The sequence below is a fragment of the Streptomyces sp. NPDC012637 genome (assembly GCF_042954805.1).
In the GTDB taxonomy this organism is placed as follows: domain Bacteria; phylum Actinomycetota; class Actinomycetes; order Streptomycetales; family Streptomycetaceae; genus Streptomyces.
In genome coordinates, this window is the sequence record NZ_JBIBDS010000002.1 from 528,430 (window position 1) to 554,014 (window position 25,585).

A 25,585-nucleotide genomic window follows, 5' to 3' on the forward strand; every position below is an offset into this window, starting at 1 on the left:
ACGGATTCGCTGATATCGATCACGGCTCACGCTCCGGCGGCGACGTTGGCGAGGACGACGGCGACGATCGCCAGGACGACGGAGCCGGCGAGCAGCGCGCTGAGGTAGGTCTGCACGTTGCCGGTCTGGGCGCGGCGGACGAGCCGGCCGAGGCCCTTGGCGCCCTCGCCCGCGCCGCGTACGTAGGTGTCGACGACCTCGCGGTCGAGGAAGCGGACCAGGGAGGCGGCGGCGAGCACGGGGCGGACGAAGGCGGCGTGGTAGACGGCGTCGAGGTGGAAGCCGTCGGCGGCGGGCCGGTGCAGCGGGCCGAGCAGGGCGCGGCCGGGGTCGGCCGGGTCGGTCGCCGGGTGCGGCAGGTCCAGGGCCTCGGCCTCGACCTGGCCGGCCTCGGCGTCGGGGTGGGCCACGGTGGGCGCCGCGACGGGCCCGGCGGCGGGGACGGGCGCGGCGCCGACGGGGGCGGCCGGGGGCGGTGCGGTGCGCGCGACGAGCGTGCGGCGCACGGCGTAGGTCACGGCGGCGCCCACGGCGGCGAGGCCGGTGCCGAAGACGGCGGTGGTGAGGGTCGGCGTCAGTGCGTTCCCGTCGAACCAGTCGTCGAGGTAGGCGGCCGTGAGGCCGAAACCGAGGGAGGGGATCGCGAGCACCCACAGGACGGTGGTCATGGCGATCGGCTGGCGGCCGTGGTCCGGGGCTTCGGCGCCGCGGCCGCGGAAGGCGAGCAGCCACAGCCGCATCGCGTACGCGGCGGTGAGCAGCGCGGTCAGGAGTCCGGCGACGAGGACGATCCAGCCGGCGCCGGCCGGGGCGACCGTGTGGTCGCCGGTGGCGGTGTGCTCGGCGGCGACGAGGACGGCCTCCTTGGAGAAGAAGCCGGCGAAGGGCGGGATCGCTGCCAGGGCGAGCAGGCCGACGGTCATCGTCCAGTAGGCGTCCGGGATGCGCTTGGTGAGTCCGCTCATGCGGGACATCGCCGTGAGCGAGTTGGTGCCGGCGGCGTGGATGACCGCGCCGGCGGCGAGGAAGAGCAGCGCCTTGAAGGCGCCGTGCGACAGGAGGTGGAAGACGGCGGCCCCGCGGTCGCCGACGGCGAGGGCGCCCGACATGTAGCCGAGCTGGCCGATCGTCGAGTAGGCGAGGACCCGCTTGATGTCGTCCTGCGCGAGCGCGGCGAGCGCCGAGCCGACCATGGTGACGGCGGCCATGACGGCGAGCACGGTCAGCGCGGCGGCGGAGGCGGCGAAGACGGGGAGGAGCCGGGCCACGAAGTAGATGCCGGCGGCGACCATGGTGGCCGCGTGGATCAGCGCGGAGACCGGGGTCGGGCCGGCCATGGCGTCGGGAAGCCAGGTGTGCAGCGGGAACTGCGCGGACTTGCCGGCCACGCCCGCGAGGAGCAGCAGCGCCACGAGGGTGGGGTGGTCGAGGCCGCCGGCGGCGACGGCGCCGAGCACGCCGGTGATCCGGAAGGTGCCCGCGTCGGCGGCCAGCGCGAAGAGGCCGATCAGGAAGGGCACGTCACCGAGCTTGGTGACGAGGAAGGCCTTGAGGGAGGCCGAGCGGGCCTCGGGCGTCTCCCAGTAGTGCCCGACGAGGAAGTACGAGCAGATGCCCATGATCTCCCAGCCGACCAGGAGGACCATCAGGTCGCCGGAGTAGACGACCAGCAGCATCGCGGCGGTGAAGAGGGAGACGAGCGCCGCGTACGAGGGGTAGCGCGGGTCGTGGCGCAGGTAGCCGGTCGAGTAGATCTGCACGCAGGTGGCGACGACGCCGACGAGGACGGCGACGACGGCGGCGAAGCCGTCGATGTGCAGGGCGAGGTCGATCGGGACCGAGCCGGTGGGGGTGAGCTGGGTGGCCGCGTCGATGGCCCTGTCCCCGCCCTGGCGGGCGGCGACGAGCACGGCGAGCACGGCCGCGGCGAGCGTCGGCAGCACGGCCAGCGGGCGGACGAAGCCGGGCGCGGTCCGGCCTAGGAGCAGACCGGCGGCGGAGCCGAGGAAGGGAAGGAGGGGGACGAGGACGGCGAGGGTCGTGGTGGTCACGCGGTGGCCTCGGCCTTCTCGTCGGCGGACGTCGTCTCGTCGGCGGAGGTCGCTTCCCTGGTGTCGCGGAGGCGGTCGACGTCCGAGGTGCCGCGGTTGCGGTAGACCATCAGGACGATCGCGAGACCGATGCCGATCTCCGCGGCGGCGATGGCGATGGTGAAGAGGGTCAGGGCCTCGCCCGCGTGCAGGGTGTCGCGGAGCCAGACGTCGAAGGCGACCAGGTTGAGGTTGACGGCGTTGAGCATGAGCTCGACGGACATCAGGACCAGGATCGCGTTGCGGCGGGCGAGGACTCCGTACAGGCCGACGGAGAAGAGCAGCGCGGCGAGGACGGCCGGGTAGGCGAGGTGCATCAGCCTTCCTCTCCGTTCTTCTTCCGGGACAGGACGATGGCGCCGACGAGGGCGGCGAGCAGCAGCACCGACAGCGCCTCGAAGGGCAGCACCCAGTGCCGGAAGAGGATCTCGCCGGACACCCGGGTGGAGCCCTGCGCGGGCCCGTCGAGGTCGATCCACGTCGTGCGGAACGCGTCCAGGACCACCCACACGAGGGCAGCGGCGGCGGCGAGCGCCACGGCGACGGCGACGGGCCGGTTGCCGGAGTCGGCGTCCGGGGAGCGGCCGATGGGGGCCTTGGTGAGCATGAGTCCGAACAGGAGGAGGACGACGACGGAGCCGACGTAGATCAGCACCTGCACCCAGGCGATGAACTCGGCGGTGAGGAGCAGGTACTCGACGGCGAGGCCGCCGAGCGCCACGACCAGCCACAGGGCGGCGTGGACGAGCTGCCGGGTGGTGACGGTGACGAGGGCCGCGCCGAGGGTGACGAGGCCGACGAGGAGGAAGGCGATCTCGACGCCGGTGGGCGAGAGGAAGCCGTGGCCGGTCTGCGCTGCCAGGATCACTGCGGGCCCTCCTGCTGGTCGGCCTGCTGCTGGGCCTGGGCTTCGGCGCCGGCCTCGGCCCGCTGCTGGGCCTGGGCCAGTGCTTCGGCCTCGGCGGCGGCCTGGGCCTTCTCCGCGGCCTTGCGCGCGGCGGCGATCTCCTTGGGCTCCTCCGCGCGCGGGTCGAGCGCGGGCGGCTCCGGCACCGTCCACATCCACTCGCGGAGCTTGTCGCGCTCGTGCGTCAGCTCGTGGATGTCGGTCTCCGCGTACTCGAACTCGGGCGACCAGAACAGCGCGTCGAACGGGCACACCTCGATGCAGATCCCGCAGTACATGCAGAGCGAGAAGTCGATGGCGAAGCGGTCGAGCACGTTGCGGCTGCGCTCGCGCCCGCCGGGCACGGCGGCCGGGACCGTCTCCTTGTGGGAGTCGATGTAGATGCACCAGTCGGGGCACTCACGGGCGCACAGCATGCACACCGTGCAGTTCTCCTCGAACAGCCCGATGACGCCTCGGGTGCGGGGCGGCAGCTCGGGCTGCGCGTCCGGGTACTGCGCGGTGACGGACTTGCGCGTCATCGTGCGCAGGGTGACGGCGAGCCCCTTGGCGAGGCCGGAGCCGGGGATGGGCATTACTGGATCGCCACCTTCACGATGCCGGTGAGCGCGATCTGCGCGAGGGCGAGCGGGACGAGCGCCGTCCAGGCCAGCTTCTGCAGCTGGTCCTCGCGCAGGCGGGGGTAGGACACCCGCAGCCAGATCACGACGAAGGCCAGGACGGCGGTCTTCAGCAGGGTCCAGACCCAGCCGAGGCCGTCGGCGCCGCCGGGGCCGTGCCAGCCGCCGAGGAAGAGGACGGTGGTGAGACCGCAGAGGACGACGATGCCGGCGTACTCGGCCAGCAGGAACAGCGCGAAGCGGAGGCCGGTGTACTCGGTGTACGCGCCGAAGATGATCTCCGAGTCGGCGACGGGCATGTCGAACGGCGGCCGCTGGAGCTCGGCGAGACCGGCCGTGAAGAAGACCAGCGCGCCGACGATCTGCCAGGGCACCCACCACCACTCGAAGGCGTTCAGGATGCCGGGGAGCGAGACGGTGCCGGCCGCCATCGCGACGGACGCGGCGGTGAGCAGCATCGGCAGCTCGTACGCGAGGAGCTGGGCGGCGGTGCGGAGCGCGCCGAGGAGGCTGAACTTGTTGGCGGACGCCCAGCCGGCCATCAGGCTGCCGAGCACGCCGACGCCCATCACCGCGAGCACGAAGAAGATGCCCGCGTCGACGACCCGCCCGACCGCTCCCTCGCTGGGTCCGATGGGGATGGCGACCAGGACGAGGAGGTACGGGAGGAGGGCGACGGCCGGCGCGAGCTGGAACACCCGCCGGTCGGCGTCCTTCGGGACGACGTCCTCCTTCTGCGCGAACTTCACCCCGTCCGCGACGAGCTGCGCCCACCCGTGGAAGCCACCGGCGTACATGGGGCCGAGCCGGCCCTGCATGTGGGCCATGACCTTGTGTTCGGTCTGCCCGACGACGAGCGGGAGCACGAGGAACACACCGAAGACGACGAGCAGCCGGAGGGCGACGTCGAGTACGTCGTTCACGCGGAATCGCCTCCGTCGGGGTCGGTGGTGGGTTCGGCTTGGGCGGGTGGCCGGGTGGGGGAGCCGGCTTCGCCCTCGGCGGGCGGAGCGTCGGGGGCTTCGGAAGCCGGGGCTTCGGCCGGGGCCGGGGGCTGGGGCTCGCCTTCGCCCCCGGCGGCCGGGGCCTTCGCCGGCGCCTGGGGCGCGGCTTCGCCTTCGGCGGGCGCGGCCGGGACGGCCGGGGCCCCAGAGGCGGTGCCCCCGGCCTCGGGCGCCGACGCCTGTGGCGCGGCTTCAGGCTCGGCGGCCGGCGCCTTCGCCGGGGCTTCGGGCTGGGCCGGGGCTTCGGGCTCGGCCGCGGCTTCAGGCTCGGCCGCGGCTTCAGGCTCGGCTGCGGCTTCAGGCTCGGCCGCGGCTTCAGGCTCGGCCGCGGCTTCAGGCTCGGCCGCGGCCTCGCCCCCGGCGGGTCGTTCCTCGTCGAAGGCCGGTCGGGCGTGGTGCCACGGGGCGTCCGAGCTGCGCGTGCGGGGCGGCGCGGGCCGCTCGGCCGGCGCTTCGGCGCCCGTCGCGCGCTGACTGGCGGAGCCGCCGCTCGCGGTCCGGCTGCGGCGCGGACCTGCCGGAGCGGACGCCTCCGGGGCCGGCGCGGCGCCGCCCTCGGCTGCGGCCTCGGCACGCTGGCTCGCCGAACCCGCGCTCGCCGTCCGGCTGCGGCGCGGCCCGGTCGGGGCAGAGGCTGCCGGGCCCGGCTGGGCGCCGCCGTCGGCGGGGGCCGCCGGGGGCTGCGCGGGCGCCGTGGCAGCGTCCGAAGACGTGGAAGGAACGGCGGGGGCCGCCGGGGGCTCGGTCGTGGCGGGTGCGGTGGTGTCCTGGGCCGCCTCCGTGCGCTGGCTCGCCGAGCCCGCGCTCGCGGTGCGGTGACGGCGGGGGCCGGCCGGGGCGGACGTCTCCGGGCTCGGCCCGGCGCCGCCCTCGACGGGCGCGGCGGCGGCCGGGGCCTCCGTAGGCCGGCCGGCCGGGCCGGCGCCTGCCGTGCGGGCGGGGCGGGCTGCGGCGGCGGGCCGGGTCGCCGAGCCTTCGGCCGCCGTGCGGGTGCGGCGCACCGGGCGGTCGCCGGCCGCGGCCGCGCCGCGGGCCGGGCGGGCCGGGGCGGGCGGGAGCTGGCCCTTGAGGGGGCCCCAGTCGTTGGGGTCCGGGACGCCCGGGGGAAGCATCTGGCGGCGCTTCGGGGCGTTGGGGTCGTGCGACTCGCCCGGCTCCTTGGCGCCGGGCCAGGCCTTGGCGACGCGTGCGGCGAGGACGAAGTCCTTGCGCAGCGGGTGGCCCTCGAAGTTCTCCGGGAGGAGGAGGTGGACCAGATGCGGGTGGTCCGTGAAGGTCACGCCGAACATCTCGTACGTCTCGCGCTCGTGCCATGCCGCTCCCGCGTACACCTCCACCGCGGAGGGGAGCGAGGGGGCGGAGCGGGGGACGGTCGTGCGGACGAGGAGGCGGCGGACGTTGCCCCGGTCCACCGACGCGACGTGCGCGGACACGCGGAAGCCGGTGCCCGGCTCGTCGACCGCGCTCAGCCAGTCGAAGTACGTCAGACCCAGCTTGTCCCGCGCGATCTCCAGGGCGGCGATCCACGACGCCGTCGGGACGTCGACCGTCAGCAGGTCGTACGCCCGCTCCGCGGTCGCCTCCTCGCCGAAGACCTCGGTCACGGAGTCGGGCAGGGCGTCGTACGCGTTCGTGTCGTACTCGTTCACCGGTCGTCGCCTCCCGCCGGCTTCGGGGGCCGCACCAGGCCGCTGGTGAGCTGGGCGACCGAGGGCGCGCCCGCGCCGTACCGCTCGCCCAGGCTCTCCTTCGCGATCTTCTCCTGGAGCTTGAGGATGCCCTGGAGCAGGGCTTCCGGGCGCGGCGGGCAGCCCGGCACGTAGACGTCGACCGGGATGATCTGGTCCACGCCCTTCGTCACCGAGTACGAGTCCCAGTAGGGACCGCCGCAGTTCGAGCAGGCGCCGAAGGAGATGACGTACTTCGGCTCGGGCATCTGCTCGTAGAGCCGCTTCACCGCCGGGGCCATCTTGTCCGTCACCGTGCCGGAGACGATCATGAGGTCGGCCTGGCGCGGGCCGGGCGCGAAGGGGATCACGCCGAGCCGGATGAAGTCGTGCCGGGCCATCGACGCGGCGATGAACTCGATCGCGCAGCAGGCGAGGCCGAAGTTGAAGACCCACAGGCTGTAGCGGCGGCCCCAGTTCAGGACCACCTTCATGGGCTCGGGTGCCAGCCGGGCCAGCGGGCCGAGCGTGGGGGCGGGCAGGGGTGTCACATCCATGCCAGGACGCCCTTCTTGTACGCGTAGAGCAGTCCCACGGCCAGGAAGCCGAGGAAGACGAACATCTCGACCAGCGTCGTCGCCCCGTATCCGGGCGCGGCGAAGACCGTCGCCCAGGGGAAGAGGAAGATCGAGTCGACGGCGAAGATCACGTAGAGGAAGGCGTACACGTAGTAGCGGACCTGCGTGTGCGCCCAGCCCTCTCCGACCGGGTCGACACCGCACTCGTACGTGAGGAGCTTCTCGGGCGTCGGGACCACGGGCCGCAGCAGCCGGCCGGCGCCGAAGGCGACGGCGACGAAGAGCACGCCGAGGACGGCGAGCAGTCCGACGACGGAATACGTCTCGAAGTAGTCCGCCGCGTACGTCTCGATGCGGCTCGCGTGATCAGCCACGTGATCAGTCACGTGACCGGCCGCGTGACCCGCCGCGACAACGGTCGGTTCGCGCACGTCCGCCCCTCGGTCTCGGTGTCTCATTCCTGTGTACGGACGCGAGTCTAGGCCCTGCTAAAGGCGGCGTAAGCAGTCGCGGGTGGGGTTATCCCCCCTCTGCTGCGGCCACCTCCCCCATGGCGTGTCGGGGCCCGCGACCGGCAGCCTTGATCCCATGAGCAGCCACACCGACACCCCGCCGCCGCCCGCACGCCTCGCCTACGGCCGGCACACCTGGAAGGAGGTCGCGCACCTCCTCGCCGATCTGCCGTGCGCGCTCGCCGGTTTCCTGTACGCGGTGGTGACGGTCGCCCTCGGGGTGGGCCTGGCGGTGACCGTCGTCGGTCTGCCGCTGCTCGCGCTCGGGCTGGCCGGGGCGCGCGGGATGGGCCGCTCGGAGCGGGCCAGGGCGCGCGCCCTGCTCGGGGTGCACGTGGACGCCCCGAGCCGGCTGCCGCACCAGGAGGGTTTCCTGCCCTGGCTGTGGGCGCAGCTGAAGGACCCGGTGGCGTGGCGCAGCCAGCTGTACGGGTTCGTCCGGCTGCCGTGGGGCGTGCTCACCTTCGCCGTCACGCTGGTGTCGCTGATCGTGCTGTGGCCGGTGCTGCCGTTCGTGGCGCGCGGTCTCGCCAACGTCGACCGGGCCATGGTGCGCGGGCTGCTCTCGCCCTCGGACGAGCTGGAGCGGCGGATCGCCGAGCTGGAGTCGGACCGCGGCGTCGTCGTGGACACCGCCGCCGCCGACCTGCGCCGCATCGAGCGCGACCTGCACGACGGTGCCCAGGCACGGCTCGTGGCCCTCGCCATGGGGCTCGGGCTCGCCAAGGAGAAGCTGCTCGACGACCCGGAGGCCGCGGCGGCGATGGTCGACGAGGCGCACGGCGAGGTGAAGCTGGCCCTCCAGGAGCTGCGCGACCTGGCACGCGGCATCCACCCTGCGGTCCTCACCGACCGTGGCCTCGACGCCGCCCTCTCGGCGGTCGCCGCGCGCTGCACGGTGCCGGTGAAGGTCTCCGTCGACCTGGCGGAGCGGCCTGCGGAGGCGATCGAGGGCATCGCCTACTTCACGGTCTCCGAGCTGCTGCAGAACGTCTCCAAGCACTCCGGAGGGCGGTCGGCCTCGGTGGAGGTGTGGCGGACGAAGGAGCGGCTGATGCTGCAGGTACGCGACGACGGGGTGGGCGGCGCCGACCCGGCCACCGGCAGCGGCCTCGCGGGCCTGGCGGAACGGCTCGGCGCCGTCGACGGCGTCCTCGCGGTCGACTCCCCCGCGGGCGGCCCGACGACCGTCACGGCCGAGCTGCCCTGGCGGGACCGCGACGGCGTCCGCGGCGGCGGACGGTAGGGAAAACCCCCGGCCGCAGACGCCGACCCGCCTCATGGTGCCGGGCCCTTCACTCCCGGGAGGGTGGGAAGCGGCTAACCGAACGACCACCCCGCGTGAGAAACGGATCTCCGATGGACTCCCACCGTCTGCCCGCCGGCCTCCGCGCGCCCTTCGAGGGACGCACCTGGCGCGAGCTGGGCTACGTCCTGACCGGCTTCCCGCTGAGCGTCGTCGCCTTCTGCCTCGCCGTCACCCTGGTCTCGGCCGGTGCCGGGCTGCTCGTGACGTTCCTCGGGATCCCGGTGCTCGCCGGGGCGCTCGCCGTGTGCCGTGGCTTCGGCGCGGTGGAGCGGGCTCGGGCGCGCGGGATGCTGGACCTGGACGTGCGGGCGCCGGAGCCGGCCCGGGGCCGTACGGGCGGGGCGCTGTCGTGGATGGGCGCGACGCTGAAGAGCGGGGTGTCCTGGCGGCACCTGCTGTACGCGCTGCTGCACTTCCCGTGGGCGGTGTTCTCCTTCTCCGTGGCGGTGGCGCTGTGGGCGTGGGGCTGGAGCCTGTTCACGTATCCGCTGTGGCAGTGGGTGTTCCCGATGTACGCGGGCCAGGACGGCCTCCAGGTGTACGGGGACGGGACGCACGGCATCTATCTGGACTCGCCCTTCGAGATCGCCGTGACCTGCGGCGTGGGTCTGCTCTTCGTGTTCGTGGGGCCGTGGGTGCTGCGCGGTCTGGTGGCGGTCGACCTGCTGATGGTGTCGGGGCTGCTCGGCCCGTCCCGGCTGGCGAGCCGGGTGACGGAGCTGGAGTCGGACCGGGGCGTGGTCGTGGACACGGCCGCCGCCGACCTGCGGCGCATCGAGCGCGACCTGCACGACGGTGCCCAGGCACGGCTCGTGGCCCTGGCGATGGACCTGGGCCTGGCGAAGGAGAAGCTGGCGCGGGATCCGCTGGCCGCGGCGGTGATGGTCGACGAGGCGCACGGCGAGGTGAAGCTGGCCCTCCAGGAGCTGCGCGACCTGGCGCGCGGCATCCACCCTGCGGTCCTCACCGACCGTGGCCTGGACGCCGCCCTGTCGGCGCTCGCCGCCCGCTGCACGGTGCCGGTGTCGGTGGACGTGGACCTGGCGGGCCGGCCGGCCGCGGCGATCGAGGGCATCGCCTACTTCACGGTCTCGGAACTGCTGCAGAACGTCTCGAAGCACTCCCGGGCCCGCCGGGCCTGGGTGGACGTGTGGCGGACGGACGGCCGGCTGATGCTGCAGGTACGCGACGACGGGGTGGGCGGCGCCGACCCGGCCGGCGGCAGCGGCCTCGCGGGCCTGGCGGAGCGGCTCGGCGCCGTCGACGGCGTCCTCGCGGTCGACTCCCCCGCGGGCGGCCCGACGACCGTCACCGCCGAGCTGCCCTGGCGGGCCTAGGAGACGCAGGGCCCGGTCCGGCGGGCCGGGGCCGGGCAAGGTCCCAAGCCCGGCCGCCCGTGGCCCGGTTGAACCTCCACTGCGCCCGCCGCGTCCCTTCTGCTGCGATGCTGGGGCACCCAGCCAGGTGGCAGAAAGGCAGAAGACGTGACGGACAGCGTACGCGTGGTCATCGCCGAGGATTCGGTGCTGCTGCGCGAGGGCCTGACCCGGCTCCTCACCGATCTGGGCCACGAGGTGGTCGCCAAGGTGGGTGACGGTGAGGCGCTGGTGAAGACGGTGGCCGATCTCGCGGGCGGGGGCGCCCTGCCGGACGTGGTCGTGGCCGACGTACGGATGCCCCCGACGCACACGGACGAAGGCGTGCGGGCGGCGGTGCGGCTGCGGAAGGAGCACCCGGGGATCGGGGTGCTCGTCCTGTCGCAGTACGTGGAGGAGCAGTACGCGACGGAGCTGCTCGCCGGGTCCAGCACGGGCGTCGGCTATCTCCTGAAGGACCGGGTGGCCGAGGTCCGCGAGTTCGTGGACGCGGTGGTGCGGGTGGCCAGGGGCGGTACGGCGCTCGACCCGGAGGTGGTGGCGCAGCTGCTCGGCCGGAGCCGGAAGCAGGACGTGCTTGCGGCGCTGACGCCGCGCGAGCGGGAGGTGCTGGGCCTGATGGCGGAAGGGCGTACGAATTCGGCCATCGCGAAGCAGCTGGTGGTGAGCGACGGCGCGGTGGAGAAGCACATCAGCAACATCTTCCTGAAGCTGGGGCTCTCGCCGAGTGACGGGGATCACCGTCGGGTACTCGCCGTACTGACCTATCTGAATTCGTAGTCGGCTGACACCCTGTCAGGTGGCGCGGAAGGTGCCGCCCGGACCTCCCGCCACCAGGAAAGATCAGCACGGCTTTAGCGCGGCACAGGAGCGACTCAATGCGACGAGTCGTTACTGAGGATGAGCACAACGTGACCTCCGGGTGGACCCGACAGTTCACGGAGCGCGACAATTGACCATATAAGGGCGCCAGTGGGCGTCTCGAAACGAGGTCCACGATGCGAGAAGTCCCGGGAAGGCCCACCCCTCGGACGTAGGGTGGGCCACGGGACGGCCGGGGTGCCGGCCGTCTCCCGAGCCTTCTCCGCGGGGACAGCCTCGACGGAGAGACCCTGCCGCGAGGGAGGTCCAGTTCAGTGACCAGCCAGGTCAGTAGCGAGGCCGGTGAGGCCCTGGTCGGGGAGCAGCGCAGCGCCCCGGCGACGGGCGACCACGGCTCAGCGAAGGAAGTCCGCCGGCTCGACCGGGTGATCATCCGCTTCGCGGGCGACTCCGGCGACGGCATGCAGCTCACCGGTGACCGGTTCACCTCGGAGACGGCGTCCTTCGGGAACGACCTCTCCACGCTGCCGAACTTCCCCGCCGAGATCCGGGCCCCCGCCGGCACGCTGCCGGGTGTGTCCTCGTTCCAGCTGCACTTCGCCGACCACGACATCCTGACCCCGGGCGACGCCCCGAACGTCCTGGTCGCGATGAACCCGGCCGCGCTCAAGGCCAACATCGGGGACGTGCCGCGCGGCGGCGAGATCATCGTCAACACCGACGAGTTCGCCAAGCGCGCCATGGCCAAGGTGGGCTACGAGACCTCCCCCCTGGAGGACGGCTCGCTGGCCGGCTACCGGGTCCACCCGGTGCCGCTGACCACGCTCACGGTCGAGGCCCTGAAGGACTTCGGCCTGTCCAGGAAGGAGGCCGAGCGGAGCAAGAACATGTTCGCGCTCGGACTGCTCTCCTGGATGTACCACCGGCCCACCGCGGGCACCGAGACCTTCCTGCGCCAGAAGTTCGCGAAGAAGCCCGAGATCGCCGAGGCGAACATCGTCGCCTTCCGGGCCGGCTGGAACTTCGGCGAGACCACCGAGGACTTCGCCGTCTCCTACGAGGTCGCCCCCGCGACCAAGGCCTTCCCCACCGGCACCTACCGCAACATCTCCGGGAACCTGGCCCTCTCGTACGGGCTGGTCGCCGCCTCCCGCCAGGCGGACCTGCCGCTCTACCTCGGCTCGTACCCGATCACGCCGGCCTCGGACATCCTGCACGAGCTGAGCAAGCACAAGAACTTCGGCGTGCGCACCTTCCAGGCCGAGGACGAGATCGCCGGCATCGGCGCCGCGCTCGGCGCGGCCTTCGGCGGCTCGCTCGCCGTGACCACGACCTCCGGCCCCGGCGTGGCGCTGAAGTCCGAGACGATCGGCCTGGCCGTCTCCCTGGAGCTGCCGCTGCTCATCGTCGACATCCAGCGCGGCGGCCCGTCCACCGGCCTGCCGACCAAGACGGAGCAGGCCGACCTGCTCCAGGCCATGTACGGGCGCAACGGCGAGGCCCCGGTGCCGGTCGTGGCCCCGAAGACGCCCGCCGACTGCTTCGACGCGGCGCTCGACGCGGCCCGGATCGCGCTCACCTACCGCACCCCGGTGCTGCTGCTGTCCGACGGCTACCTCGCCAACGGCTCCGAGCCCTGGCGCATCCCGGACGTCGACGAACTGCCCGACCTGACCACGACGTTCGCCACCGGCCCGAACCACACCCTGGCCGACGGCACCGAGGTCTTCTGGCCGTACAAGCGCGACCCGGAGACCCTGGCCCGCCCGTGGGCACTGCCCGGCACGCCCGGCCTCGAGCACCGCATCGGCGGCATCGAGAAGCAGGACGGCACCGGCAACATCTCGTACGACCCGGCCAACCACGACTTCATGGTCCGCACCCGGCAGGCCAAGATCGACGGCATCGAGGTGCCCGACATCGAGGTCGACGACCCGGACGGCGCGAAGACCCTTGTCCTCGGCTGGGGCTCCACCTACGGGCCGATCACCGCCGCCGTACGCCGGCTGCGGGTCGCCGGCCGCCCCGTCGCCCAGGCCCACCTGCGGCACCTCAACCCCTTCCCGAAGAACCTCGGCGAGGTCCTGAAGCGCTACGAGAAGGTGGTGGTACCCGAGATGAACCTGGGCCAGCTCGCCACCCTCGTCCGGGCGAAGTACCTGGTCGACGCCCGCAGCCACAACCAGGTCAACGGCATGCCGTTCAAGGCCGAGCAGCTCGCCGCGGCCCTCAAGGAGGTCATCGATGAGTGAGTCGCTGCTGCACCTGGTGCCCAAGGCCGAGGCCGCCCAGTCCATGAAGGACTTCAAGTCGGACCAGGAGGTCCGCTGGTGCCCCGGTTGCGGCGACTACGCCGTGCTCGCCGCCGTGCAGGGGTTCATGCCCGAACTCGGCCTGGCGAAGGAGAACATCGTCTTCGTCTCCGGCATCGGCTGCTCCTCCCGCTTCCCGTACTACATGAACACCTACGGGATGCACTCCATCCACGGCCGCGCCCCGGCCATCGCCACCGGCCTGGCGACCTCGCGCCGCGACCTGTCGGTGTGGGTGGTCACCGGTGACGGCGACGCGCTGTCCATCGGCGGCAACCACCTCATCCACGCGCTGCGCCGCAACGTCAACCTGAAGATCCTGCTCTTCAACAACCGGATCTACGGCCTGACCAAGGGCCAGTACAGCCCCACCTCGGAGCTCGGCAAGATCACCAAGTCGACCCCGATGGGCTCCCTCGACGCGCCCTTCAACCCGGTGTCCCTGGCACTGGGCGCCGAGGCGAGCTTCGTGGCCCGCACCGTGGACTCCGACCGCAAGCACCTCACCGAGGTGCTGCGCCAGGCCGCCGACCACAACGGCACCGCCCTGGTGGAGATCTACCAGAACTGCAACATCTTCAACGACGGCGCCTTCGAGGTCCTCAAGGACAAGGACCAGGCCAAGGAGGCGGTCATCCGCCTGGAGCACGGACAGCCGATCCGCTTCGGCGCCGAGCTCGACAAGGGCGTCGTCCGCGACCCGGCCACCGGCGACCTCCAGGTCGTCACGGTGACGCCGGAGAACGAGTCGCGCGTCCTCGTCCACGACGCCCACGCGTCCTCGCCGACGACCGCCTTCGCCCTCTCCCGCCTCGCCGACCCGGACACGCTGCACCAGACGCCCATCGGCGTCTTCCGGTCGGTGGAGCGCCCGGTGTACGACACGCTGATGGCGGACCAGCTGGAGCAGGCGGTGGAGCAGCAGGGCAAGGGCGACCTGTCGCAGCTGCTCACGGGCAGGGACACCTGGACGGTGGTGGGCTGACCGGCGGCCCGCACGGTCAGTCGCGCTTCGCTGCCTCGGCGAACGGGCCGAGGCAGCGCGGCGCGCCGGACCTGATCTGCCAGAGGGTCAGGCCTTCCAGCCGGGCGGCCGCGCTGTCGTTGGCCCTGGCGTTGTAGGACCTGGCCACGCCGCGGTACGTCGCGTCGTCCTTCATGAACGCGACCGACATCGCCGCGCTGGGGCGCTCCGTGTTCCTCTCGGCGGCGCTGCGCAGCGCCTGACCGATCCAGTTGAGGGCGTCGTACGCCTCCACCGCGAACCGGTCGATCGGGTCCGCGGCCGCGAGCCGCCAGCGCTTGCGGTACGCGGCCGCGAACTGCTTCGCGGACGGGACCGTGTCGGGATCGGTGAAGCCCGTCCCGAAGTACCAGCCCTCGGCGGCCGGACCCGCCACGGTGAGGAACTCCGGCCGGAGGGCGGCCTCGACGCTTCCGCGCGGGCCCCGGTATCCCTGCTGCCGGAGGGCCTTGGCGCACAGGGCGGCCCGGCGCGGCGACTTCCCCACGTACATGACGCCCGTCGGGGAGGTGGCGAGCGCGGCCCGGACCGCCGGGCCGAAGTCCTCGCTGTCCGCGGCGACCTGGTGCACGGTGACCGTGCCGTCGGCGGGCGGTGAGTTCTTCACGCTCCGGGCGGCGAGCCAGCTGTAGGTGCCGGCCGCCCGGTCCTCGATGACGGCGGTGCGGCCCAGTCCGTGCTCGGAGAGGTAGCGGCCGAACGGCACGATCATCACGTCGGGGACGGGCCGCAGTTCGAAGTACGTGCGCATCTCCGGCATCTGGCCCCGGATCACCCCGTCCGGCACCGCCGGTACCACGCTCAGCATCGGCACCTTCGGGTCGACGAGGACGTTCGCCGCGGCGACGGCCGTCTCCGTGGTCGCCGGCCCGAGGACGGCGACCAGCGACGGATCCTTGAGGAGGGCGCGGGCCCCGGCGGCCGCCCGCTCGGGCTTCCCTCCGTCGTCCGTCACCTTGAGGACCAGGTCGAAGGGCCGGTCGGCGCGGGCGTTGAAGGTCTCCGCGGCGAGACGCAGCCCGCGTTCCTGGGCGCGCCCGTCCGCCTTGCCGGGGCCACTGAGGTCGGTGAGCACACCGAGCGTGTACGCCGTCCTCGGCGCCCCCGTGGCGCCGCCGGTGCCGCCGCCCGTCCCGGTGGCCGGGTCGCGGCCGAGCAGCCAGGCGGTGACGCCGCCGGTGCCCGCGACGGCCCCGGCCGCGCCGAGGAGCAGGAAGCGGCGCCGCGAAGTCCCCTGCGGCTCCGGGGGGTTGAGTACGGTCGGATCGGCGACCGGCAGGTCCAGGACCCGCGACGAGCGCTGGGCGATCAGGGCGGGCAGGCCGGGCGGCAGCCAGTCGCCCGCCGGCGGGCGCTCGTACGGGCCGAGGGCGTCCCGCACCTCGGCGGCGCCGGGCCGGTCGGCGGCGTCCTTGGCGAGGCAGGCCTCGACCAGCGGCAGCAGTGGCTCGGGCAGGCCGTCGAGGTCGGGCTCCTCGTGAACCGTGCGGTAGACGACCGCGGCCACCCCACCCGTACCGAACGGCCGGCGGCCGGTCAGGGCGTACGCGAGGACGCAGCCGAGCGAGAAGACGTCGGCGGCCGGGCCGACCTCGGCGGCGCTGGCGACCCCGGCCTGTTCGGGGGCGAGGAAGCCGGGCGTGCCGATCATCGCGTCGGTGGCGGTGAGCGCGGTGGCGCCGCTGACCCGGGCGATGCCGAAGTCGATGAGCCGTGGCCCGTCGAGGGCGAGGAGGACGTTGCCGGGCTTGACGTCGCGGTGGACGAGCCCGGCCGCGTGCATGCCGTCGAGGGCGTCGGCGAGCCGGGCGCCCAGGGCGCGCACGGTGGACGCGGGCAGCGCGCCGTGCAGGGCGACGGCTTCGGCGAGCGAGGGCCCGGGCACGAACTCGGTGGCCAGCCACGGCTCTCGGGCCTCCGGGTCGGCACCCAGGACCCGGACCACCCAGCGGCCGGTGATGGTCCCGGCGGTGACCGCCTCACGGCGGAAGCGGGCCCGGAAGCCGGGGTCGGCGGCGTGCTCGGCGCGGATCAGCTTGAGCGCGGCGAGCGCGCCGCCGGCGGACCGGGCCAGGTAGACCACGCCCATGCCGCCGGCGCCGAGCCGCCCCAGCAGCCGGTAGCCGGCGATGGCGGAGGGGTCCGACTTCTTGAGGGGCTGCACCGTCAGCTCTTCTTGGGCTTGGTGCCGGCGGGCTCGGCGGGCGCCGCGCCGATGAACTTGTAGGCCCCCTGCTGCACGCCGTAGACGAAGGTGCCGACACCGGTGAGCTCGCCGTTGTCGCGGAACGCGTAACCGCCCATGGCCCCGGTGTACTTCTGTCGGCGCAGGGCGTCCCACAGTCCCTTGCGGGTGGGCGCGCCCTTCGCGGCGCTCGAGCCGAGCCAGGTCGTGACCAGGTTGACCACGTCGAAGGCCTCACCGGTGTAGAAGGCCGGGGTGGTGCGGTAGCGCTTGTGGTAGGCGTCGAGGAAGTCCTGGGTGGCCTTGCGGTCGGCCGTCTTCTGCTTGGTGTCGGCGGCCCGCTGGACGGGGTCGACGACGGGCGCGCAGACGAACCAGCCCTCGGCGGCGCTCCCGGCCTCCTTCAGGAACGCCGACCCCAGGACGTGCTGACCGGTGAACCGGGGCCCGGAGAAGCCGAGTTGGTTCAGGGCGCGGGCGGCGAGCACGGCCGTGGAGCGGACGCCGCAGTGGACGTACGCGTCGATGCCGGCGTCGATCATCTCGCCGATGACCCGGCGGTAGTCGGTCGCCCGGGCCCGGGCCGGGACCACCCGGAAGTGCGGCTCGATACCGGCGTGCCTGAAGCCGAAGCGGACGCCGGCGGTGTACTGCCAGCTGTACTGGTCGTCGGTGCGTTCCTCGAGGACTCCGGGGCGCCGGATCTGCGGCAGCAGCGTGGCGGACCAGGCGAGGTAGGTGCCCGCCATGAGGTGGTTCGGGATGGCGCGCAGCACGGTCGTGTTCGGCGGTCCGCCGTCGCCGCGCAGGGTGAAGAGGTTGTAGCCCGCCGAGACGGTGAGGAGCGGGACGCCGGCCTCCTCGAAGGCGGGGAGCGCGGCGATGCCCGTGTCGTCCGAGGTGGGGCCGAGGACGGCGACCACGGAGGGGTCGGAGGTGAGTCGGCGGGCAGCGGCGAGGGCACCGGCGCGGTCGCCGCGGTCGTCGGAGACCTTGAGTTCGAGGGTGAAGGGCTTGCCCTTGTGCGCGGCGTTGAACCGCTCGACGGCGAGCCGGGCTCCGCGTTCCTGGGCCCGGCCGATCTCCTGGGCGGGGCCGGACAGGTCGGCGAGGACGCCGATGGCCCAGGTGTCCCGGGGTTTCGGCGCGGGGTGCTTCCCGTCTCCGTCGCTGTCGTCGCGCCGGGAGTTCCACAGGGCGAACGCGCCGCCGCCGGCCGCGAGCACCGCGGCACCGGCGCCGAGCAGCAGGAAGCCCCGTCTGCTGGACGTGGCCGGGGCGGCGGGGTCCGTACCGGGTGCGGTCGGGTCGATGTCAGGCAACGCCAGCATGGCCGCCGAGCGGGCGGCGATGGTGGTGACGACCGGGGCGGGCAGCCAGTCGGCGGGGGCGCCCGGGGTGTCCTCGGTGAGCCGGTCGGCGATCTCCTCGGCGGTGGGGCGCTCGGCCGGCTCCTTGGCGAGGCACTGCCGTACGAGGTCGAGCAGCCGCTCGGGTACGCCGGCGAGGTCGGGCTCGTCGTGCACGGTCCGGTACAACAGCGCGTCCAGGGCGCCGGTGCCGAACGGCGGGCGGCCGGTGGCCGCGAAGGCGAGCAGACAGCCGAGGGCGAACACGTCGGCGGCAGGACCGATCTCGGCGGCCCGGGCCTCGGCCTGCTCGGGGGCGAGGAAGCCGGGCGTGCCGACGACCATGTCGGCCGAGGTCAGCCCGGTCTCGCCGGTGTCCCTGGCGATGCCGAAGTCGATGAGGCGCGGACCGTCGACGGCCAGCAGGATGTTGCCCGGCTTGACGTCGCGGTGCACGATCCCGGCCGCGTGGACGGCGGCCAGCGCGCGGGCGACGGCGCCGCCGAGGATCCGTACGCTGCGCTCGGGCAGCGGCCCGTGCGCACGGACGGCCTCGCCGAGGGACGGTCCGGGAACGAAGGCGGTGGCCATCCACGGCTCGGGCGCGTCGGGATCGGCGCCGGTCACGGGGACGGCCCAGGGGCTGGCGACCCTGCGCGCGGCCTCGACCTCGCGGCGGAAGCGGGCCCGGAAGTCTGCCTGGTCGGCATGGTCGGCGAGAGTGACCTTGACGGCGGCGAGCTCGCCGCCGTCGGTGCGGCCGAGGTAGACCACGCCCATGCCGCCGGCGCCGAGCCGGCCGAGGAGGCGGTATCCGGCGATCGAGGAGGGGTCGGCGGGGAGGAGCGGCTGGAGCGCGCCGGGCTGCGGGACGGGCTCGGGGACGGGCTGGGGGCCGGGCTGGGGGCCGGGCTGGGCCGTCGGGCTCATGACTGGGCTCCCAACTGCTTCTTGACGCGGTCCTGCATGATGACGTTGGCCCGGACCTGGGCGTCGTTGGCCCCGGCCTCCTCGGTGTAGCCGGGGGCTCCCTTGACGACGGTGGCGACGGTGACCTGCCCGACGCGGCTCTGGAGCCAGGTGTAGTAGTGCCGCCCCTTGAAGGCCACGTTGAGGTAGTCGCCCCGCTCCAGGACGGTGTCGATCGTGCTGGTGTTGCCGCCGGTGCCGTAGGGAGTTCCCAGCGAGGTGAGGCCGATGATGCGTTCGCCGTCGCGCAGCCGCTGGTCGGGGCAGCGGAGCGCCTCCTCCAGCGTCTCCGCCATCTCCCAGTCGGCGTCGGACTCGGTGCGGTGCACGGTGACGGTCGCGGCGACCCTCAGCGGTCCCTTGCCGCCGGCGGCCGGGATCTCGCTGTAGGCGGTGACGCTGGACAGGACGGAGCGGGGGCGTTCGCCGCCCTCCCAGGTGCACTTCGCGTCGAGCACCGGCCAGGAGCCGGGGGCGCTGAGGTACGGGGTGCGCTTGACGTAGTCCGGGCCCCAGGCGTCGGGGCCCGCGACGATCTCGCGGGCCAGCCGGTCGGCGTCGGCCGTGGTCTTCGGCACGCGCGACGGGTCCGGCGTGAAGTCGATGCCGGCGGGGCTCGGTGTCGGGCTCGCCGTCGGCGGTGCCGACGCGCTCTGGCTCGTACCGCCCTTGCCGCCCCCCTTGGCCCCGCCGTTCCCGCCGGCCCCTCCGTCCTCCGCGGAGCATCCGGCCAGGAGCAGTGCCGCGCCCGCCGTCACCGCCCCGCAAGCGCGCAGCAGTCTTCGCCTCACGTGCGCCACGATTCCCCCCACAAACGGTCACGGAATCCCCCGTAGGTGAGCGATCGTACGCCGGGCGGCCCCAACGGGCCCCGGTTACAACATCATTGGGACGCTTCACGCACCGTGTCGTAACGCACACGCGCCTCCTCGACCGCCCCGAGCCGCTGCTCCGTCCAGCGACCGAGCTCCGCGACGAGCGCGGCGGCCTCGCGGCCGAGGGGGGTGAGGCTGTAGTCGACGCGGGGCGGGATGACGGGCTTGGCGTCGCGGTGGACGAAGCCGTCCCGCTCCAGCGTCTGGAGGGTCTGGGTGAGCATCTTCTCGCTGACCCCGCCGATCTTCCGGCGCAGCTCGCCGAAGCGGTACGAGCGGTCGAGCAGGGCGATGAGGATGAGGACGCCCCAGCGGCTGGTGACGTGCTCCAGGACGAGGCGCGAGGGGCACATCGCGTCGTTGACGTCGGGCTTCCTGGCACCTTGGGTACTTACCGGCATACCAGTACCTTACTTCAAAGTGGGTACTTTCGAATGGTTAGCGCCAGCCGTACGGTGAGTGCGTTGCCCTTTCACCGCACCCCGGGAGAACCCCCATGAGCATCGTCGTCACCGGAGCCACCGGACAGCTCGGCCGTCTCGTCGTCGACGCCCTCCTCGCCTCCGAGCCCGCCGAGTCCCTCGTCGCCGTCGTCCGCGACAAGGCGAAGGCCGCCGACCTGGCCGAGCGCGGCGTCGAGCTGCGGGTCGCCGACTACTCCGAGCCCGAGACGCTGGCCGGCGCCTTCCAGGCCGGCGACCGGGTGCTGCTGATCTCCGGCAGCGAGGTCGGGCAGCGCTTGGCGCAGCACACCGCCGTGATCACCGCCGCCAAGGCCGCGGGCGTCGCCCAGCTCGCGTACACCGGCGTCCTCGGCGGCCCCGAGGCCGACTTCGCCCTGGCCGACGAGCACAAGGCGACCGAGCAGGCGATCCTCGACTCCGGGCTGCCGTACACCTTCCTCCGCAACGGCTGGTACACCGAGAACTACACCGCCAACCTCGCCCCCGTCCTCGCCCACGGCGCCGTCGTCGCCAACGCGGGCGAGGGCCGCATCGCCTCCGCCGCCCGCGCCGACTACGCCGCCGCGGCCGCCGCCGTGCTGACCGGCCCGCTCGACGAGCACCTGGGCCGGGCGTACGAGCTGAGCGGCGACGTGTCGTGGTCCCTCGCCGAGTACGCGGCCGAGGTGGCCCGCCAGTCCGGCCGGGAGATCGGCTACACGAACGTGCCCGCCGCCACGCACCTGGAGATCCTCGTCGGCGCCGGCGTGCCGCAGCCCTTCGCCGAGATCCTGGTCGACGTCGACGAGGCCGTCGCCCGCGGCGCGCTGGCCGCCCGCGGCGACGACCTGTCCCGCCTCATCGGCCGCCCCACCACCCCGATCTCCGAGACGATCCGCGAGGCGCTCGCCGCTTCTTGATCCGTCAGGACCGTATGGCGATACGGGCATGACAGCCGGCCCTTCGCGGCGCTACCTTCGAGGGACGCGCGGCGCAGGGCCGGCAGGGGCAGGAGGTCCGGTGGAGACGGAGCACGATCAGCGGGCGGAAAGAGCAGGACTGCTCTACGGCATAGCCGCCTACGGCATCTGGGGCCTGTTCCCCCTCTACTGGCCGCTCCTCGAACCCGCCGGAGCGGCCGAGATCCTCGCCCACCGCATGGTCTGGTCGTTCGCCGTCGTCGGCCTCGCCCTGCTCGCACTGCGCCGCTGGAGCTGGGTCCGCGACCTGGTGCGCACCCCGCGCCGGCTCGGCCTGGTCGCCCTCGCCGCGGGCCTCATCACCGTCAACTGGGGCGTCTACATCTGGGCCGTGAACGCCGGCCACGTGGTCGAGTCCTCGCTCGGCTACTTCATCAACCCGCTGGTCAGCATCGCCCTCGGCGTGCTCGTGCTCAAGGAGCGGCTCCGGCCCGCGCAGTGGACGGCCGTCGGCATCGCAGTCCTCGCGGTCGTCGTCCTCGCCGTCGGCTACGGGCGGCTGCCGTGGATCTCGCTGGTCCTCGCCTGCACCTTCGGCACGTACGGCCTGGTGAAGAAGAAGGTCAACATCGGCGGCCTGGAGTCACTGGCCGCCGAGACCGCCGTCCAGTTCCTGCCCGCGCTCGGCTACCTGCTGTGGCTGGGCACGCAGGGCCGGTCGACCTTCACCTCCGACGGCGCCGGCCACGCCGCGCTGCTCGCGGCGACCGGTGTGATCACCGCGGTCCCGCTCGTCTGCTTCGGGGCGGCGGCGATCCGCGTCCCGCTCTCCACCCTCGGCCTGCTCCAGTACCTGGCGCCGGTCTTCCAGTTCCTGCTCGGCGTCCTCTACTTCCACGAGGCGATGCCGCCGGAGCGCTGGGTGGGCTTCTCGTTGGTGTGGCTGGCCCTGACGATCCTCAGCTGGGACGGCCTGCGCACGGCACGGCGCAGCCGCGAGGCCCTGGCCGCGGCGGCGGCAGCAGCGGCTGCCGCTCCGGCCGAGCCCGCCTCTGCCTCCGCCTCCGTATCCGCGTCCGTCGCCGTCGCGGAGCCGGTCCCTTCGGCCACAGTCGCCGTCGCGGAGCCGGCCCCGTCAGCCACCGCCTCCGTCGTGGAGCCGGTCCCTCCGGCGCAGCCCGGCCGCTGAGGCCGGGCGGGCGGGGCCGAGGGGTCGCGGGGCGGGCCGAGCCGGGGGCCGACGCAGGTCACGCCGCCAGCAGGTCGTGCTCGCCGACGCAGGTCAGGCCGCCAGCAGGTCGTGCTCGCCCACGCAGGTCAGGCCGCCAGCAGGTCGTGCTCGCGGATGAGCCAGCAGACGGCAGTCAGGCGCAGGGTGGCGAAGTCGTGGCCGGCGGGTTCCGTCCACTCGGCCTCGGTGAGCCAGTCGGTGAAGCCGAGCACGTAGTCGGCGAGTTCCTCGCGGCGGACGGTCCTGGCCCGCGGGCCCCGCTGCGCGGGAACGAGCGCGTCGCACACGGCCGCCGCGTGCTGGTCGACGGCGGCCACGAGACCCGGCTCGAAGGAGATCTCCGAGAGCCGGGGCATGTACGTGGCGGCGACACCGGCCAGAGGGCAGTCGGGCGAATCGTTCATCCCTCCACGTTAGGCGCGGAAAGGCCCTGCGAGACCGTGACTTCGGTCGCAGATCACGACCGGGGCGCCTCGGGCGCGGCCTCGCGGCCGATGTCAGAGGCGGCCCCTATAAAAGGTCGCATGACCGCAATCCACTGGAAGCTCGTCATCGACTCGGCGGATCCGCACTCCCAGGCCGGGTTCTGGGCCGCCGCCCTCCACTACCGCGAGGAGGACCACAGCCCCCTCGTCTCCCGGCTGCTCGCCGCCGGTGTGGTCGAGCCCGACGTGACCGTCACCGTCCACGACCGGCCGGCCTGGCGCGACCTCGCCGCCGTCCGCCACCCTGACGACCCCTTCGACCCGGACACCGACGCCGGGCTCGGGCACCGCATCCTCTTCCAGCGGGTGCCCGAGCCGAAGGCCGGCAAGAACCGTCTGCACATGGACCTCCACCCCGGGCCGGACACCCGCGAGGCCGAGGTGGCCCGCCTGGAGGGGCTTGGCGCGAAGGTCCTGCGCCAGGTCGCGGAACAGGGCGGCTCGTGGACGGTCATGGCGGACCCGGAGGGCAACGAGTTCTGCGTCCACTGACGTTCCGGGGTCGTGGCGATCCGGGTCCGGGTCCGGGTGGGGGTTGCGGGGCGCGTGACGCTCCGGCTCCCGGGACGGCCGCGGCGGCGGTTCAGGCCGTCGCCCCGGCCGGGACGCGGGTCCCGGCCTGCTGCTGCCGTACGACACGGCGGCGCCGGGTCGGCACGCCCAAGGTCGGGTTGGCGACGCCCCAGGCCGCGCTCTTGCAGATCAGCTCCTTGTAGACGGCTGCCACGCGGCCCGTCAGCGCCCTGTCGACCGCCCGGTCGTCGGCGGTGACGAACTGGATCAGGGCCTCCTTGCGGCCGAGCGAGACGCACTGCTGGAAGTAGCGGATCGAGACGCCCGGGACCTTGGTGCCGGCGAGACGGGCGGCGATGGCGTCGGCGGCCTGCCAGGCCATGGGCACGCCGGAGGCACAGGACATGCGGAGCGGCTTGTCGCCGGGCCCCGTCGCCAGGGCCGCGTCGCCCACGGCGTACACGTCCGGGTGGGAGACCGAGCGCATCGTGCCGTCGACCACGATCCGGCCGCCCTCGGCCAGCTCCAGGGTGGTGGCCTCGGCGATCGGGTGGACGGCGAAGCCTGTGGTCCAGACGGTGACGTCGGCCGGGACGGTCGTGCCGTCGGCGGTCCGTACGGCGTCCGCCGCCACGGCGGCGACCGCGGCGTGCTCGTGGACGGTGATGCCGAGCCCGTCCGTCACCTTCCGCAGGTGGGTGCGGGCCTTCTCCGAGAGCCAGTCGCCGAGCTCGCCGCGTACGGCGAGGGCCACGTCGAGGTCCGGCCGGGCCTCGGCGATCTCGGTAGCGGCCTCCAGTCCGGTCAGGCCGCCGCCGACCACGACCACCGGCCGGCCGGCGTCAAGGGCGGCGAGGCGCTCGCGGAGGCGGAGGGCGCCGGAGCGGCTGGAGAGCTCGTGGGCGTGGGCGGCGGCGCCGGGGACGTCGCCGTGGTTCCAGCCGCTGCCGAGGGCGTAGACCAGGGTGTCGTACGCCAGCTCCTCCTGCCCGGAGACGGTCGGAGAGCCGGTCGCGGAACCGGTCGCGGCGGTGACCGTCACGGTCTTGCGGTCCACGTCCACGGCGGTGACCCGGGCGAGCTTCAGCTCCACGCCCGTGCCCGCGAACATCTCGTCGAACGGGCGGGGCTCCAGGTCCTGGCCGACGGCGAGCTGGTGCAGCCGGACGCGCTCGACGAAGTCGGACTCGGGGTTCACGAGGGTGATGGTGACGTCCTCGCGGCGCAGCCGCTTGGCGAGGCGGCCGGCGGTGACGGCTCCGGTGTAGCCGGCTCCGAGGACGACGATGCGGTGCTGCATGGCCCTGCTCCTGTCTGTGCGGGTCGGATCCGCCCTGGTCTTGCGCGGTGTCGACCCTTGAACCGGGCAGCCCGGCGTTTCCTGACAGGATCGAGATGTGACCTGCATCACATCCCGATCGGGCCCCGGAAGACCGAGGTCAGAGGACGTACAGGGGCTCCCCGTGGTCCTCGGCGGCCCACTGCTCGGTGGCCCGGACGAGCTTGTCGGGGTTGACCTGGCTGCGGACGGCGACGATGCCGTCGGCGGTGACCTCCAGGCAGGTGATCGCGACGACCCGGCCGTCCACGACCGCCACGACGGCGGGCCCGCCGTTGGCGGTCGTGGCGTAGATGTCGGGCGCGCCGCCGACGAGGGCCCGCTTGGCGTCGCCGGGCTTGAACAGGCCCCGCAGGAAGGTGGCGACCGCGATCGCGCCCTCGAACGCCTTCGCACGGGCCGGGACCTTGCCGCCGCCGTCGCCGACCGAGACGGCGTCCTGGGTGAGCAGGCGCACGAGGGGCTCGGTGCGGCCGCTGGTCGCCGCGGCCAGGAACTCCTCGACGATCCGCCGGGCGGCGGCCTCGTCGATCTCGGTGCGCGCCTTGCCGTCGGCGACGTGCTTCTTGGCCCGGTGCAGGATCTGCTGGCTGGCGGCCTCGGTGATGTCCAGGATCTCGGCGATCTCCCGGTGCGGGTAGTCGAAGGCCTCGCGCAGCACGTACACCGCGCGCTCGTTGGGCGCCAGGCGTTCGAGCAGGACGAGGACGGCGTACGAGACGGACTCGCGCTGCTCGGCGGTGTCGGCGGGGCCGAGCATCGGGTCACCGGCGAGCAGCGGCTCCGGCAGCCACCTGCCCACGTACGTCTCGCGCCGCACGCGGGCCGAAGTGAGCTGGTTGAGGCAGTAGTTGGTGAGGACCTTGGTCAGCCAGGCCTCCGGCACCTCGATCCGCCCGACGTCGGCCGCCTGCCAGCGCAGGAACGTCTCCTGCACGGCGTCCTCCGCCTCGCTCGACGAGCCGAGGAGCCGGTAGGCGATGGCTTCCAGCCGCGGCCGCGCGGCCTCGAACCGGTCGACGTCACTCGTGATCAGGGCCATGCCCGCGATCCTA

23 protein-coding genes are annotated in these 25,585 nt (G+C 73.5%); 8 read left to right on the top strand and 15 right to left on the bottom strand.

All coding sequences use genetic code 11. The features are described from left to right. Positions 1–26 precede the first annotated feature (26 nt). From ACFY8W_RS10585 to ACFY8W_RS10620, 8 genes are read right to left on the bottom strand one after another with little or no spacing between them, the layout of a single operon-like run. The gene (locus ACFY8W_RS10585) at positions 27–2,051 is read right to left on the bottom strand and encodes an NADH-quinone oxidoreductase subunit L (protein ID WP_391102795.1); all 2,025 of its coding nucleotides are present in this window, start codon (positions 2,049–2,051) and stop codon (positions 27–29) included. After that, positions 2,048–2,407, bottom strand: coding sequence for an NADH-quinone oxidoreductase subunit NuoK (nuoK, locus tag ACFY8W_RS10590; RefSeq protein WP_391102798.1), 360 nt, complete (start codon positions 2,405–2,407; stop codon positions 2,048–2,050). The genes ACFY8W_RS10585 and nuoK overlap by 4 nt, the downstream gene beginning before the upstream one ends. Further along, positions 2,407–2,958 carry an NADH-quinone oxidoreductase subunit J gene (locus ACFY8W_RS10595; protein WP_391102800.1) on the bottom strand — a complete coding sequence of 184 codons (552 nt, stop codon included), beginning with the start codon at positions 2,956–2,958 and terminating at the stop codon, positions 2,407–2,409. Before ACFY8W_RS10595 ends, nuoK begins: the two co-directional genes overlap by 1 nt. Then, positions 2,955–3,572 carry a 4Fe-4S binding protein gene (locus ACFY8W_RS10600; RefSeq protein WP_391102803.1) on the bottom strand — a complete coding sequence of 206 codons (618 nt, stop codon included), beginning with the start codon at positions 3,570–3,572 and terminating at the stop codon, positions 2,955–2,957. The genes ACFY8W_RS10595 and ACFY8W_RS10600 overlap by 4 nt, the downstream gene beginning before the upstream one ends. Beyond that, positions 3,572–4,540, bottom strand: a complete 969-nt coding sequence (locus ACFY8W_RS10605) for an NADH-quinone oxidoreductase subunit H (protein ID WP_391102805.1) — start codon at positions 4,538–4,540, stop codon at positions 3,572–3,574. Before ACFY8W_RS10605 ends, ACFY8W_RS10600 begins: the two co-directional genes overlap by 1 nt. Beyond that, positions 4,537–6,270 carry an NADH-quinone oxidoreductase subunit C gene (locus ACFY8W_RS10610; RefSeq protein WP_391102808.1) on the bottom strand — a complete coding sequence of 578 codons (1,734 nt, stop codon included), beginning with the start codon at positions 6,268–6,270 and terminating at the stop codon, positions 4,537–4,539. Before ACFY8W_RS10610 ends, ACFY8W_RS10605 begins: the two co-directional genes overlap by 4 nt. Next, positions 6,267–6,845: an NADH-quinone oxidoreductase subunit NuoB gene (locus ACFY8W_RS10615; RefSeq protein ID WP_391102810.1), complete on the bottom strand. Its 579-nt coding sequence runs from the start codon at positions 6,843–6,845 to the stop codon at positions 6,267–6,269. Before ACFY8W_RS10615 ends, ACFY8W_RS10610 begins: the two co-directional genes overlap by 4 nt. Then, positions 6,836–7,324: an NADH-quinone oxidoreductase subunit A gene (locus ACFY8W_RS10620; protein ID WP_391102813.1), complete on the bottom strand. Its 489-nt coding sequence runs from the start codon at positions 7,322–7,324 to the stop codon at positions 6,836–6,838. Before ACFY8W_RS10620 ends, ACFY8W_RS10615 begins: the two co-directional genes overlap by 10 nt. A gap of 130 nt (positions 7,325–7,454) precedes the next feature. Between ACFY8W_RS10620 and ACFY8W_RS10625 the strand changes: the two genes are divergently transcribed. The 5 genes from ACFY8W_RS10625 (at position 7,455) to ACFY8W_RS10645 (ending at position 14,182) form a co-directional block, all read left to right on the top strand. Continuing rightward, positions 7,455–8,624 carry a sensor domain-containing protein gene (locus ACFY8W_RS10625; RefSeq protein WP_391102816.1) on the top strand — a complete coding sequence of 390 codons (1,170 nt, stop codon included), beginning with the start codon at positions 7,455–7,457 and terminating at the stop codon, positions 8,622–8,624. 113 nt (positions 8,625–8,737) lie between these two features. After that, positions 8,738–10,024, top strand: a complete 1,287-nt coding sequence (locus tag ACFY8W_RS10630) for a sensor domain-containing protein (protein WP_391102819.1) — start codon at positions 8,738–8,740, stop codon at positions 10,022–10,024. 147 nt (positions 10,025–10,171) lie between these two features. Then, on the top strand, positions 10,172–10,843 hold the full coding sequence (locus tag ACFY8W_RS10635; RefSeq protein WP_391102821.1) for a LuxR C-terminal-related transcriptional regulator: 672 nt from the start codon (positions 10,172–10,174) through the stop codon (positions 10,841–10,843). Positions 10,844–11,199: 356 nt separating this feature from the next. Next, positions 11,200–13,137, top strand: coding sequence for a 2-oxoacid:acceptor oxidoreductase subunit alpha (locus ACFY8W_RS10640; protein WP_391102824.1), 1,938 nt, complete (start codon positions 11,200–11,202; stop codon positions 13,135–13,137). Further along, positions 13,130–14,182: a thiamine pyrophosphate-dependent enzyme gene (locus tag ACFY8W_RS10645; protein WP_391102827.1), complete on the top strand. Its 1,053-nt coding sequence runs from the start codon at positions 13,130–13,132 to the stop codon at positions 14,180–14,182. The genes ACFY8W_RS10640 and ACFY8W_RS10645 overlap by 8 nt, the downstream gene beginning before the upstream one ends. A gap of 16 nt (positions 14,183–14,198) precedes the next feature. Here the strand turns inward: ACFY8W_RS10645 and ACFY8W_RS10650 are convergent, their stop codons facing one another. From ACFY8W_RS10650 to ACFY8W_RS10665, 4 genes are all read right to left on the bottom strand, one after another. Then, positions 14,199–16,385 carry an ABC transporter substrate-binding protein gene (locus ACFY8W_RS10650; protein ID WP_391102829.1) on the bottom strand — a complete coding sequence of 729 codons (2,187 nt, stop codon included), beginning with the start codon at positions 16,383–16,385 and terminating at the stop codon, positions 14,199–14,201. A 2-nt stretch (positions 16,386–16,387) separates the two neighbouring features. Continuing rightward, a complete protein-coding gene (locus ACFY8W_RS10655) occupies positions 16,388–18,685 on the bottom strand; it encodes an ABC transporter substrate-binding protein (RefSeq protein ID WP_391102831.1) in 2,298 nt (765 codons plus the stop codon). Continuing rightward, the gene (locus tag ACFY8W_RS10660; RefSeq protein ID WP_391102833.1) at positions 18,682–19,515 is read right to left on the bottom strand and encodes a hypothetical protein; all 834 of its coding nucleotides are present in this window, start codon (positions 19,513–19,515) and stop codon (positions 18,682–18,684) included. The genes ACFY8W_RS10655 and ACFY8W_RS10660 overlap by 4 nt, the downstream gene beginning before the upstream one ends. A 92-nt stretch (positions 19,516–19,607) precedes the next feature. Next, complete coding sequence (locus ACFY8W_RS10665) at positions 19,608–20,000, bottom strand: winged helix-turn-helix transcriptional regulator (protein WP_391102835.1); 393 nt, start codon at positions 19,998–20,000, stop codon at positions 19,608–19,610. A 95-nt stretch (positions 20,001–20,095) separates the two neighbouring features. Between ACFY8W_RS10665 and ACFY8W_RS10670 the strand changes: the two genes are divergently transcribed. Continuing rightward, positions 20,096–20,962, top strand: a complete 867-nt coding sequence (locus ACFY8W_RS10670) for an NAD(P)H-binding protein (RefSeq protein WP_391102837.1) — start codon at positions 20,096–20,098, stop codon at positions 20,960–20,962. Between the two features lie 28 nt (positions 20,963–20,990). Beyond that, a complete protein-coding gene (gene rarD, locus ACFY8W_RS10675) occupies positions 20,991–22,151 on the top strand; it encodes an EamA family transporter RarD (RefSeq protein ID WP_391102839.1) in 1,161 nt (386 codons plus the stop codon). 128 nt (positions 22,152–22,279) lie between these two features. On the opposite strand, the gene ACFY8W_RS10680 is transcribed toward rarD, so the two are convergent. After that, complete coding sequence (locus tag ACFY8W_RS10680) at positions 22,280–22,597, bottom strand: DUF6401 family natural product biosynthesis protein (RefSeq protein ID WP_391102842.1); 318 nt, start codon at positions 22,595–22,597, stop codon at positions 22,280–22,282. 120 nt (positions 22,598–22,717) lie between these two features. Between ACFY8W_RS10680 and ACFY8W_RS10685 the strand changes: the two genes are divergently transcribed. Then, a complete protein-coding gene (locus ACFY8W_RS10685) occupies positions 22,718–23,170 on the top strand; it encodes a VOC family protein (protein ID WP_391102844.1) in 453 nt (150 codons plus the stop codon). A gap of 91 nt (positions 23,171–23,261) precedes the next feature. On the opposite strand, the gene ACFY8W_RS10690 is transcribed toward ACFY8W_RS10685, so the two are convergent. Both ACFY8W_RS10690 and sigJ read right to left on the bottom strand, forming a co-directional pair. After that, the gene (locus tag ACFY8W_RS10690) at positions 23,262–24,491 is read right to left on the bottom strand and encodes an FAD-dependent oxidoreductase (RefSeq protein ID WP_391102846.1); all 1,230 of its coding nucleotides are present in this window, start codon (positions 24,489–24,491) and stop codon (positions 23,262–23,264) included. Positions 24,492–24,630: 139 nt separating this feature from the next. Next, complete coding sequence (sigJ, locus tag ACFY8W_RS10695; protein ID WP_391102848.1) at positions 24,631–25,572, bottom strand: RNA polymerase sigma factor SigJ; 942 nt, start codon at positions 25,570–25,572, stop codon at positions 24,631–24,633. Positions 25,573–25,585 lie beyond the last annotated feature (13 nt).